The organism is Dyella caseinilytica (genome assembly GCF_016865235.1).
Lineage (GTDB): Bacteria > Pseudomonadota > Gammaproteobacteria > Xanthomonadales > Rhodanobacteraceae > Dyella_B > Dyella_B caseinilytica.
In genome coordinates this window covers 3791524-3803822 of sequence record NZ_CP064030.1, presented here as the reverse complement: position 1 = coordinate 3803822, position 12299 = coordinate 3791524, and the positions used below count along the sequence as shown (strand labels likewise).

The following is a 12299-nucleotide window of genomic DNA, read 5'->3' as shown; positions in this document are numbered from 1 at the left end:
CATGGATCAGGAAAACAGTCTCCCTATGCATTTGCTCATTGATTTGCAGGCGTGCCAAAGCCTCGTGCATGGAAAGCGGGGTATCGGCATTTATGCCAAATCGCTCGTAAGCGCTTTGATCCGGCAAGCAGGGGGGCGGCGGATATCGTTCCTTATTAACGGCGACATGCAGGAATCCGCCATCGAGCTGCGCCGTGAATTGCTGGCGAATGTGGATCCTCAAGACATCCACGTCTGGAACGCGCCGTTGCCTCGTAACACAAGGGATGAGGGTAATGCGTGGCGTATTGAGGCAAGCCAGGTGGTACGCGATGCTGTGATCGCATCGATCGCACCTGACTGTTTTCTTCTCGTCAGTTCTTTTGAAGGCTGGGTCGACGACTGCATCTGCTCGCTACCGTCAGCCGATTCTGGCGTTGCTACGGCAGCGGTCGTTTATGACCTCATTCCGTACACATACCCGGATATTTATCTGCGTGAACCTCGGCTACGCAACTGGTATCTGAGCGTCCTTAGGAGCCTCTCCAAAGCGGATGTCCTGCTTGCCATTTCCGATAGTTCCCGCCGTGAGGTCGTTGATGCATTGGAATATGCGCCGGATCGCGCGCTAAATATCTCCGCAGCTGTGGATGAGCGCTACGCGCCCATGGTTATGCCAGAGCACGCAGGGCGTGAGCTTCGCACAAAGTTAAAGCTCAACAAACCGTTTGTGATGTACACCGGTGGAATAGACCATCGGAAGAACATCGATCTGTTGATTGAGGCGTTCGCGATGACGGGCGGCTTTGCAACGTCCCATCAGCTTGCAATCGTCTGCTCAGTGCAGTCAGAAGAGTCCGAGCGCCTGTATGCGCTTGCACGACGCGTTGGCTTGGCTAGCGATGCACTGGTCTTAACGGGCTTTGTGCCTGATGAAGATCTGCTCGCGTTGTACCGGCTGTGTGAGCTATTCGTGTTTCCATCGTGGCACGAGGGGTTTGGATTGCCGGTTTTGGAGGCCATGTCTGTGGGGGCGCCTGTAATCGCGTCCAAGACATCCAGCTTGCCAGAGGTGATTGGTCCAGACGGGGAAGGGTTCGATCCGCGAGACAAGCACTCTATTGCCGATACCATCATCCGCGTTCTATCGGACGATGAGCTGCGAGGGCGACTTGCTTCGAATGGCCTTGCACGTAGCAAGGAATTCTCTTGGGAGCGAACCGCTACCCAAGCGTGGAAGGGTATAGAGATGGCCGTTGGGGCGCGGCGTGCCGCAGCCTCTCCGGTGGATCAGGCCGTTACTCGACGCGGCAAACCCAAGTTGGCGTACTTGTCACCGTTGCCGCCGCAGCAGTCCGGGATCGCAGATTTCAGTGCGGAACTGTTGCCAGAATTGATGGCGCATTACGACATCGAATTGATCGTTGATAATGCCGATAGAGCCACCCATCTCGACGGCTTGGTTCTGCCCGTGCGAGATGTGCATTGGTTTCTCGCCAATGCTAAGCACTTTGATCGAGTGCTTTATCATTTCGGGAACTCCGAATTCCACGCGCACATGTTTGATGTGTTGGCGAAAGTCGGTGGAACCGTGGCGTTGCACGATTTTTACCTCGGCAATCTTCATCATTGGATGCAGGACACGGGTCGATCCCCGGGTGTATGGCAGCGGGCCCTTTATGAAGGGTATGGCTATCACGCCCTGAAGATGCTCGGCGAGACCGTGGATCGAAATGTCACTGCTTTCAAGTTTCCTTGTAACTGGAGCGTGGTTGCCGGCGCCGATGGTGTGATAGTCCATTCTGCGCACAGTCGTGAGCTTGCCAACGAGTGGTACGGCAACGATCAAACGAAACGTTTTGCGCAAATTCCTCACCTTCGCAAGGTGCAGAACGAGGTTGATCGCGCCGGGGCCCGACGCGCACTTGGGCTGGACGATAGACAGTTGGTGGTGGCTACGTTTGGAATGCTTAGCGCCAACAAGTGCAATGAGTCGTTGCTTGAAGCGTGGTTGAGTTCCTTTAGTGATCGCGCCGACTGCAAGCTCGTTTTTGTCGGTCGGGCTGCCGACTCGGCCTGGGAGAAAATGCTGCATGAGCGCGTCAAAGCGGCCGGTGTCCGCAATGTCGTCATAACGGGCTTTGCAGATAAAGAGACCTACCGCCGTTGGCTCGCATCCGCAGATATCGCTGTCCAGCTGAGGCGCCAGTCACGTGGCGAAGCGTCCGGGGCTGTGCTTGATTGTCTGGCATGGGGTCTTCCGACGATCGTCAACGCTCACGGTTCATTGGCCGAATTGCCGAGCAATGCAGCGATAACGCTGGAGGATGAATTCAGAGTCGAAGACCTTGCCGCCAGCATCGGCAAGCTCATTGATTCCAAGGCGGCGCGTTCGGCACTCGCTCAGGCGGGCCGAGACTATCTGGAGCGGTTGCATGATCCTGCACACGTTGCCAAGCAATATTCATTGGCTATTGATGCGTTCCATGAGCACAGCTCACGCCGCATTCTTCAGCGCGCTGTAGATCGGCTATCGGCGATCCATTCGACAGTCGATCCGACGAATGTTGATCGCAATGCCGTAGCGCTGGGTCTCTCATCGCTGCTCGGACCGGCCGCGCCTTGTCGCCAGCTGTTGCTGGATGTTTCGGAACTCGTCCGAAAGGATGCAGGCAGCGGAATCCAACGCGTTGTACGCAGCATTCTTAGCGAGCTGCTGATGCAAGGCCAAAACAGCTGGCGCATTGAGCCTGTTTATGCCAATGCAGATGGCGTCTATCGCTACGCTCGCCGATTCACGTGTACTTTCCTTGGCTGTCCCGAGACGACGTTAGGGGACGATCCTATCGATGTCAGTCATGGCGACGTATTTGTTGCCCTCGATCTGGCACCTGTCGACGTTCTCGCAGCCTCGGAATTGTTCAGTTCGTTGAAGACAAAAGGTGTCGAGATCGTTTTTGTCCTGTACGACATGCTGCCCTTGGCGCATCCCGAGTGGTTTCCGCCAAATGCGACGGAAATTTTTGGACCTTGGTATCGGACCGTAGCAGCTGCGGCAGATCGGATCGTAGCTATTTCACGATCCGTGGCAGACGAGTTTGCCAACTGGCTACCCTCGACTGCGCGTCAACGTCCACTGGAACTGTCTTGGTTCCACTTAGGTGGTGATGTTCACGCCAGCATGCCATCTCGCGGCATGTCCGTTGAAGAAGAAGAGCAATTAAGGCGGTTGCGGCAGAAAGAGAATGTCGTCCTTATGGTTGGCACGATCGAACCCCGTAAGGGACATGGTCAGGCGCTGGAAGCATTTGAGAAGCTGCGCGCGCGAAATGTTGACGCACAATTGGTCATTGTGGGCAAGCAAGGCTGGTGTGTTGAGCAATTGGTCGAGCGGTTGGGTCACCAGGTGGTTGCGTCCGGCTGCGTGACTTGGTTCTCCACCGCTAGCGATGAGCTCCTTGATCATCTATATGATTTGGCTAGTCTGTTGCTTGTTGCTTCCCGTGGTGAGGGCTTTGGTTTACCAATCATCGAAGCGGCTATGCGTGGCATTACCGTGCTCGCTCGTGATCTTCCCGTGTTCCGGGAGGTCGGCGGTGACGGAATCCTCTATTTTGCTGGGGAGTCTGCGGATGATTTGGCGCAATCCATCGAGCGATCGCTTGCCGCCGTTCGACATGGAACAATTTCGAGTCAGTCGGGTGTCACTGTAAATTCGTGGGCGACAAGCGCCAAACAGTTCCTCGACGCGGTGACTGGAAAGTCATCTCATAAAACCTGGTCACCGGGTTAGACACTTAATAATTCGTCGCAATTGGACTAATCGCATTATGAAATCAGGAAAAAGCTCCATGAAAACTGCGATCATCACGGGCATCTCCGGCCAGGACGGTGCCTATCTCGCCGAACTGCTTCTTCAAAAGGGATACACCGTCTACGGTACGTATCGACGTACGAGCTCGGTCAATTTCTGGCGGATTGAAGAACTCGGCATCGACAAACAGCCGAACTTGCATCTGGTGGAGTATGACCTGACCGACCTTGGCTCGGCGATCCGGCTATTGCAGGAGACCGAGGCTACCGAAGTATACAACTTGGCGGCTCAGAGCTTTGTTGGTGTCTCGTTTGATCAACCTGTGCTTACCGCGCAAATCACTGCGGTTGGCGCATTGAATCTTCTAGAGGCGATTCGCATCGTCAACCCGAAGATCCGCTTTTACCAGGCATCGACGTCTGAGATGTTTGGCAAGGTGCAGGCAGTTCCTCAGAAAGAGGACACTCCCTTCTATCCGCGCAGTCCGTACGGTGTTGCCAAACTCTATGCTCACTGGATGACGGTGAACTACCGCGAGTCCTATGGAATCTTTGGTAGCAGCGGAATCCTGTTCAATCACGAATCGCCGCTGCGCGGAAGAGAGTTCGTGACCCGCAAGATCACTGATACGGTGGCTAAGATCAAGTTGGGCCGCACGGACCGGCTTGAGCTCGGTAATCTTGACGCTAGGCGCGACTGGGGATTCGCAAAGGAATATGTCGAGGGCATGTGGCGCATGCTGCAGGCGGACGAGCCCGATACCTTCGTGCTGGCGACCAATCGCACGGAAACCGTTCGTGATTTCGTGGCTATGGCTTTCAAGGGCGTGGACATCACGATCGACTGGCGCGGGGAAGGGGAGGGCGAGCGTGGCATTTGTCGCGAAACCGGCCGTGCGATGGTAGTCATCAATCCCAGGTATTACCGTCCAGCCGAGGTCGATCTTTTGATCGGTGACCCGGCCAAGGCCAAAGCCAAATTAGGGTGGGAGCCCAAGACGGGTCTTGAAGAGTTGTGTCGCATGATGGTCACTGCGGACCTTCAACGGAACGAACGTGGCCAGTCCTTCTGATCGTTCGCAACCCGTTGCACTGGTGACCGGAAGCGTAGGCTTTACCGGCAAATACGTTTCGGCTGAGCTGGTCGCTGCGGGATACAAAGTGGTGGGCTTGTCGCACGAGCCTGCTGCCGGAAACGTTGTGGTCGATCTATGCGATCGCGAAGCCACCATCAAGGCCATCGGGAATCTAATGCCTGACGTGGTGATACATCTGGCCGCGATCGCCTTTGTTGCGCATGGCGATGCGGACGCCATCTATCGCACTAATATCGTAGGTACCCGCAATCTATTGGAGGCATTAGCCTCCGGTAGTCATCGGCCGCGTGCAGTGATATTGGCCAGCAGCGCCAATATTTACGGCAACAGTGATGCACAGCTCCTGACCGAGGACTTGCCAGCAGCGCCAGCCAATGATTACGCAGTCAGCAAGCTCGCGATGGAGCAGATGGCGCGCCTTTGGGCCGACCGTCTGCCCATCATCCTGGCGCGTCCGTTTAACTACACGGGCGTCGGGCAGTCGGAAAAGTACCTGCTTCCCAAGATCGTTTCACATTTTCGACGTCGTGCATCTGTCATCGAGCTGGGCAACATCAATGTTGCGCGGGACTTCCAGGACGTGCGATTCGTGGCTAATGCCTACCGGAAGCTGCTCGATGCAGATGCGGTTGGTGAGGTCGTGAATCTCTGTTCCGGACACGCCTACACGCTTAACGAAGTCATCGGGATGATGGAGGACTTAGCCGGTTATCGCATCGAAGTGCGCGTCAACCCCGCATTCGTTCGCGCTAACGAGGTAGCAAGATTGACCGGTTCCAACAAGAAGTTGGAACGTTTGATCGGCCCACTAGATATGATTCCGTTACGGCAGACGCTGCAATGGATGTACGAGGCACATGAGTAAGGCCCCTGGCCTGCAGGAGAACTGTAACGTGACGCTCAAGAGCTTCAAGGCTTACGACATTCGTGGCCGCATTCCCGACGAACTCAACGTCGAATTGGCCGAGCGAATCGGTCGGGCATTCGCCCAGATTGCGGGTAAGGGTAGCGTGGTGGTCGGCTATGACATCCGCAAGGACAGTCCGGCACTGGCGACTGCCCTGACAGAAGGTTTGACCCGAGCCGGCTGTGATGTCATCGACATCGGTCTGTGCGGAACCGAAGAGGTTTACTTCCAGACATTTCATCGCGGCGTGATCGGCGGGATTATGGTCACGGCCAGCCACAACCCGATGGACTACAACGGGATGAAGCTGGTGCGAGAAGGAGCCCGGCCAATTAGCGGTGATACCGGCTTGCGTGACATGGAGCGTTTGGTGGAAGAGAACCGCTTCATTGACGCTGAGCGACATGGTCAGGTGATACGTGACCATGACAAGGCGGCTTATATCAGCCATCTGTTGGGCTACATCGATGCGACGGCTCTGCGGCCGCTGAAGATCGTGGTCAATGCTGGCAATGGTTGTGCGGGACCCGTGGTGGATCTGCTCGCAAGGCATTTGCCGTTTGAATTCATCCGGGTAAACCATGAGCCAGACGGTAGTTTCCCCAACGGCATTCCCAATCCTCTATTGCCTGAAAACCGCTCGGCGACCGCGGATGCGGTTCGCGATCATCGCGCCGACTTCGGGCTGGCCTGGGACGGCGATTTTGATCGCTGCTTCTTTTTTGATGCCAATGGCGAGTTTATCGAGGGGTATTACATCGTCGGCCTGCTTGCCGCCCAGCTTCTTGAAAAACATCGCGGTGCAAAGGTGATCCACGATCCTCGTCTGACATGGAATACCATCGAGATGGTGCGTGATGCCGGTGGTATACCGGTGCAAAGCAAGACAGGTCACGCTTTCATTAAGGAGCGCATGCGAGCTGAAGACGCGATCTATGGCGGAGAAATGAGCGCCCATCACTACTTTCGTGATTTTGCCTACTGTGACTCAGGAATGATTCCCTGGCTGCTTTTGGCTGAGCGCATCAGCCAGAGTGGTCAGTCTCTTGAGTCGCTGGTAAGCAAGCAAGTCGCTGCTTTCCCATGTAGCGGAGAGATCAATTTTACTGTAGCCGATGCGGCCAAGACCGTTGATCACGTCATGGCTCATTTCGCGGGTCAGAAACCACACGTGGAAAAGGTGGATGGCATCAGTGCAGATTTCGGTGAGTGGCGCTTTAATCTGCGCTCTTCCAATACAGAGCCGTTGTTGCGCTTGAATGTGGAAAGCAGGGGGGACACCCTTGTGATGAGGGAGAAAACCGAACTCCTTTCCAGTCTTATTGCGTCGGCTTGAGTCGTCCAGCCGAGCTACAACTCTCGGACGGAGATCCCGTTGGAGAGTTGTATTTCTTTTAGGATGGCAATGGTTGACGTAACGCCAAATGGATGTTTCGGCACAGCATCACTGTGAGGCAATTCGCCGGCATATGTGGCGCGCAGCGGATCGTAATGAAGCGGTCTCGATGTTAATCCATTCAGATTCCCTTGAAACCTATGTCGATCGGGTTTCGAGAAGTGCCTTTGGCCGCGCTGCCTAGTGGGTCGGATATTCGATCGTTAAATATCGAACTCACGTGATGGTGAGTTCGAATGCTAGAGCGTTACTAGGCTGCCGGTCTACGAACCAAGCGACGCTCTCCTGTATCAACGATGCCTTCAGGACTAGTCTGCCTTTCACATCTGGAGCTTTGACGTGAAGCGCTATGACTACACTTTGACCGGGTTCCACGTCACTTGGGAGCTGGGTTCTTAAGCCGTCGGCGATCAGGATCGCACCATCAGTGGTACACCATCGATAGGACAGGACGACGGGCTGTAGTCCGAAAGCAGGCCAAGTTAGTTTGCTCTTGTTCTTCAATCGCACCGGAAGCAGAACCTCGCTTCCGCTCTGAACGGACTCTGGCGAGCACATTGCGACAATTTTCGAATTGAAATCAGTTAGAGGCTGATTCAATCGCGCTCTTGCTCGTATGGCTCGATTCGCTGTTATATAGGGCGCGCTCGCGCATGAGGAGGAGTCGGACGCAGGCGCCAACTCAACCTGGGCGTCCATCAATATCTTACCTTCAAAGGTGGTCAGGGCGATGTCGTATACGTCGAATGAAGCAGCCTGCTCAATCCAGTTGTAGCAGCCGTCATAGTGGCTTTCGGTTGGAACCAGTGCCGTGTCTAAATGATATTTTCCTATCGGCATGCGATTTAACATACGGTACGTAGCGATATACACGCCGGGCGTAAGGCTGAATACCTCACCCAGAAGCATTGAGTTGGTGCCAAATATAAGCACGCCGCGATCATCCTTGATAGCGATTCCTATATTTAACGATGCCACGGGTACCTTTGCTTCAAACTCAACAGAGATTGAAATCTGCTCTCCGATCATGACGCGTTCGTCGCCCGATATGGGGCCACTGACGCGGACTTTTTTGATCACGCATCTCAGGTCCCCGAAGTTCTTGGGAGGCGTTATGGTTTGATCAGGCGCTGATGCGATTGCTTCAAGAGCGGGATTGGTGTCCGGTTTACTTCGTGCCTGGCTTAGGAGTCGTCTCCTTTGCTTCTTGAATATCTCCCTGGCTCGCTGGTAGAGCTCCATTTCAGTTTCAAGCAGCAACGTTAAGCGCTTGCGTTGTGATGTACTTAAATCGTCGAGATTCAGCCGATAGGACGTGACATTTACCCTGGGGGTTGGTTTGCATGGCCAATGGAAATTGGCGTCAAGCATGCACGTGAAATCCTCCAACTCGTCCTGGACTGCTATCGAGCTAAAGAGCTCCAGTGTATTCAAGGCGGCCGACAACTTGTCGTTCTGAGTGAGAGTGCATTGAGAGTTCGTGCCAAGGGGATAGAGCATTTCCAATTGCATTGGAAACTCCTGGCGTTCCCTATCAGTTAGGCTATCGAGGTAGGAGTCGAGATCGAGGGCGTGAGTTCTTCTATCCAGAGGTCTGCTTGAGTTATCGATCTTTGAAAAATAGAACTCAGAAAGAAAGCGATCCATCGGGTCGCGAAGAACGGTGAAGCTGTAACGATCCAGCGGCAGTTTGTCTCCGTGGCGCGGGGAGAAGTGACCACTAATGGCCGACATCTGATCCCATTCCACAAGCGCATCTGCCAAACGCATTCCGGCAAGGGCGGGGGTAACTTTGCCTTCTCCCAGTTGATTGACCAAATGGTGGCGTATCGTTGTGCCGCCGGTCTTAGGGAGATGAAAGTGAAGAAGTTTTTGCATTCGGCGCGTCTTGGCTATGCGAATTCGAGATCGGTCATCCGTCCCCCTAGACGGATTCCGCCAATTGATTGTAAGTTAACTGTAAGCTAATTGTAACTATGTTGTGCTGGCCATTACTCGCTCCTTGGCACCCCTGTTTCAAGTAACGGTTGGGTTCTGGAGGAGGTGACAACCCATCGAATTGGGAGTCAGTTGCTGGTCATACTGTCGGCCTGGCAAGGTAAGTTCTTGCGACTCGGCCACTTAATCCGTGTGGCAAATTGACGGTCGCATTCCGGAGTCACGATTAACTGAAAGTCGCCGATAAATCGGCAACGCAAAAATGAGCACAAGCAGGTCCACTGGAGCCAAAGAGGGCGACACAAAGGTGCGCCGAAGGGTGGCCGGTTGGTCAAAGGTGTCGGAAGCTACCGCCGAGTTTGTGTTGCTTAGCCCGTATCGGCGTGAATGAAGAACTATTTGGCGTCGAGCGCGTGAATGGTGTCGCACATCCAGTGCCTTCCATTTTCGTTGCAACGATGGAACGGGCCTTCGATGACCGGAGAAACGCCGAATTGATCGAACCAGGCAACACCTTCTTGTACGGGAAGGATGGAGAGTCCGTGCCCTTCAAGTTGGCTGGCTGGCAGGTTGAATTCAGCGTGCACCTCTTGCCCGGGATCAGAGACCGGGAGCGCTAACCGGGCGAAGTCGACATTTACCACGTTGCCTGCTTCGTCCGTCAGCCTTGCCCCTAGATTGACGGCATGATCTCCGTAGGGTGTCAGTCGAGCAGTTCCGTCGTTGCGAAGCGTAACCGGTACGATGATGCTGTCGCTCCCTGGGTCGAAGCGAATGTGGCTAGCAGCCAGATCAATATGAACCAGCTGAGCTTTGAGCGGTGGTTGGCCCCATGCCGTAATGTTGGGAAGCCGATTGTTCTGATCCGCAAAGCGTAGCTCAAGGAGCAACAACGGCTTCCCTTTCGCATCCAACATGCGCTCTGTGTGTGGTACGGCGAGCATATTGGCTTTCAGCCCATTTGAGGCTGCTTCTGCGCAAGCTTCAGTACTGTCAAGGAAGCACAAGGCCCGCAGGCTTCCTTCTGACTTGGAGATCTTCCAGAGGGTGTCACGGAGAGCCTCGCCGCGCTTTGCGCCTCCGTAGACAGTGGGTGCCTTGCCGTCTGCTTGAAGTCTCGCGTTGGTATCAAAAACAGCCGGCCAAACGTCCCAGAACCCTCCAACGACAAATTGGACATTTTCGTTCTCGGCGATTCCCGCAACTGTTTCGGATGGCTGGCGCCACGTCGTGCCAAGTAGGGCTCCCGGCGTAGCAGACAGGCCGTGCAAGCCACCTATGAACGCGGTCAGGAACAACCCCCATACCACCCCCGCGTAATACTTCTCTGAAAAAGGGGCAATGTTGCGTACACAAGTAATCAGCAGATACCCACTAGCCGCAACGATCCCGATCAGAAAAGTGAGGTAATAGCGGACATTGTAGGCGTTTATCTGAGCCCACGAGGCGCAGGACAGTACACCGATAAGTGCCAGGCACCCTGCGATGAGCAGCATGGCGGCCCATCGGTTTGGGGCGCGCACGGCAAAGCCTGAGCCCACAGAGATGAAGACCAAGGCGGCAATCCAAGTCCATCTGATCTGTGTCTTCACCTCGTGATAGCCAGCTCGAATCGCTTGCATTGAAGGAGCGACACCTAGCTGGGTTTCTGCTTCACCAAAATGCTTCGCGTGTACATACGCAAGCATCACAGCCACAACGTTCACAATAATGAAGATGAGAAGACTCTTGCGATTCTCATCAGCGAGACACAGAACAACGACCAGGAACGGGAGGCTTATGACAAACAAGGCAAAATTGGTGGTGTATGCCAGGAAAAGAAGCACGCTTGCCAATGCCCATCGCCAATTGTTGACTCGCGTGCCCCGTGCCAGCGTTGCATAAGCGCCTGCGAGCAACACCAGCGATGTGCCGAAAGGATTGTGTTGTATGTAAAGATTGAACAGCGCCTCGTCGCTTAACGTGAGGGCAAGCACGCAGTTCGTCAATACGGTCGCAATGGTTACCGTTCTGGCGGAGCGGGTCAGAAAATAAAGAAACCCGATGGGTGCAAGGAACGCGAAGAAGCTCCGCAAGAATAGCTGGAACCGTAGATTCCAAACGACATCAGAAATCGGATGGGCGAGCGCTGGAATAAAGTTTAGGAAACGATCTTGCCCCCAGAAATACCAGGTCAATTTCTGCGTAGAGATGAGCGCCGTGAGTACGCCGTCACCGTCTTGCATGCCGCACAGCAATGTCGATAGTGGAAATGCAACGGCTGCGACGATCGCAAGGGCGATCAAGAACTTGATGGATTTCCGCGTAGAGTTTGCAGTCGGCGCGGGGGGCGTCGAATCAGTCATCACTTCGATTGGAAGCCGCACTGCACGCAGGTGCCAATATTTTCGCTGGAAATGAGGCTAAATGTAGTGCCGCAGCTAGGGCAACCGGAAATCGTAGCAACGGGCGAACGTGCAAGTTTGCCCGTCGCCTTGTTGATGGCAATCCGCAAAAGGTTGGTCATGCCGCGAAAGGCTTCCATGGGAGGAAGTTTCGATGTTCCATATCCCCTTTCGCGAAATTGAATGGGGGCTTCCTGTATCTTCAGCCCTCGAACCGATGCTTCGACCATCGTCGTAAGGAAGAAAGAATATCCTCCAACTAAGAGGGCGGCGAAATTGAGGCGTTTGAGTTCACTAACTCGGAATGCTCGATAAGAGGTGGTGAACTCGTGCAGCTTCATGCCGAGCAGAGATCGTGCGGCGATGTTTGCAAGCCGGCTTACATAGAGACGGTAACCGGTATAGTCGCAGCCGCCCCCGGGCATGTAGCGCGAGCCAATGACGAGATCCGCTCCAGCACCTAGTCGATCGAGCAGAGACGGAATGTGTGCGGGATCGTGTGATAGGTCTCCGTCCATCGTGATGATGACGTCATAGCCGTGCTCCTGCGCGTAAGAGAGCGCAAGTAAATGAGCGGTGCCGAGACCTAGCTTCCCTTTTCGCTGCAAAAGAGTGATGCTGGGACGATTCATTCCAAGAATGATGTCAGCCGTACCATCGCTGCTGTTATCGTCAACGACCAGAATATCCGCCTCAGGAACCACATTTTCCAGAGAGGAAATCAACGGATTGATATTTCCTGCCTCGTTGTATGTGGCAAAGAAAACGAGTGTCTTAGTCATGGG

7 protein-coding genes are annotated in these 12299 nt (G+C 54.4%); 4 read left to right on the top strand and 3 right to left on the bottom strand.

The window, feature by feature from the left end; translation table 11 throughout:
- Position 1: 1 nt before the first annotated feature.
- Genes ISN74_RS16820 through ISN74_RS16805 form a run of 4 tightly spaced genes read left to right on the top strand, consistent with a single transcriptional unit; the run spans position 2 to position 7132 of the window.
- Positions 2–3772, top strand: coding sequence for a glycosyltransferase (locus ISN74_RS16820; RefSeq protein WP_188800314.1), 3771 nt, complete (start codon positions 2–4; stop codon positions 3770–3772).
- A gap of 58 nt (positions 3773–3830) precedes the next feature.
- The gene (gene gmd / locus ISN74_RS16815) at positions 3831–4865 is read left to right on the top strand and encodes a GDP-mannose 4,6-dehydratase (protein ID WP_188800313.1); all 1035 of its coding nucleotides are present in this window, start codon (positions 3831–3833) and stop codon (positions 4863–4865) included.
- Positions 4849–5754 (top strand): NAD-dependent epimerase/dehydratase family protein, encoded by a 906-nt coding sequence (locus ISN74_RS16810; RefSeq protein WP_188800312.1) that lies wholly within the window; start codon positions 4849–4851, stop codon positions 5752–5754. The genes gmd and ISN74_RS16810 overlap by 17 nt, the downstream gene beginning before the upstream one ends.
- A gap of 28 nt (positions 5755–5782) precedes the next feature.
- Complete coding sequence (locus ISN74_RS16805; protein ID WP_239004484.1) at positions 5783–7132, top strand: phosphohexomutase domain-containing protein; 1350 nt, start codon at positions 5783–5785, stop codon at positions 7130–7132.
- A 276-nt stretch (positions 7133–7408) separates the two neighbouring features.
- On the opposite strand, the gene ISN74_RS16800 is transcribed toward ISN74_RS16805, so the two are convergent.
- The 3 genes from ISN74_RS16800 to ISN74_RS16790 form a co-directional block, all read right to left on the bottom strand.
- Positions 7409–9070, bottom strand: coding sequence for a Wzt carbohydrate-binding domain-containing protein (locus tag ISN74_RS16800; RefSeq protein ID WP_188800310.1), 1662 nt, complete (start codon positions 9068–9070; stop codon positions 7409–7411).
- Positions 9071–9525: 455 nt separating this feature from the next.
- A complete protein-coding gene (locus tag ISN74_RS16795) occupies positions 9526–11475 on the bottom strand; it encodes a hypothetical protein (protein ID WP_203546635.1) in 1950 nt (649 codons plus the stop codon).
- The gene (locus tag ISN74_RS16790) at positions 11475–12296 is read right to left on the bottom strand and encodes a polyprenol monophosphomannose synthase (RefSeq protein ID WP_188800308.1); all 822 of its coding nucleotides are present in this window, start codon (positions 12294–12296) and stop codon (positions 11475–11477) included. Before ISN74_RS16790 ends, ISN74_RS16795 begins: the two co-directional genes overlap by 1 nt.
- Between the last annotated feature and the right edge of the window lie 3 nt (positions 12297–12299).

Bases quoted from the DNA above. Each gene is read 5' to 3' on its own strand.
- ISN74_RS16790 (WP_188800308.1), bottom strand. From the start codon at position 12,296: ATGACTAAGACACTCGTTTTCTTTGCCACATACAACGAGGCAGGAAAT.
- ISN74_RS16820 (WP_188800314.1), top strand. From the start codon at position 2: ATGGATCAGGAAAACAGTCTCCCTATGCATTTGCTCATTGATTTGCAG.
- ISN74_RS16795 (WP_203546635.1), bottom strand. From the start codon at position 11,475: ATGACTGATTCGACGCCCCCCGCGCCGACTGCAAACTCTACGCGGAAA.
- ISN74_RS16800 (WP_188800310.1), bottom strand. From the start codon at position 9,070: ATGCAAAAACTTCTTCACTTTCATCTCCCTAAGACCGGCGGCACAACG.
- gmd (WP_188800313.1), top strand. From the start codon at position 3,831: ATGAAAACTGCGATCATCACGGGCATCTCCGGCCAGGACGGTGCCTAT.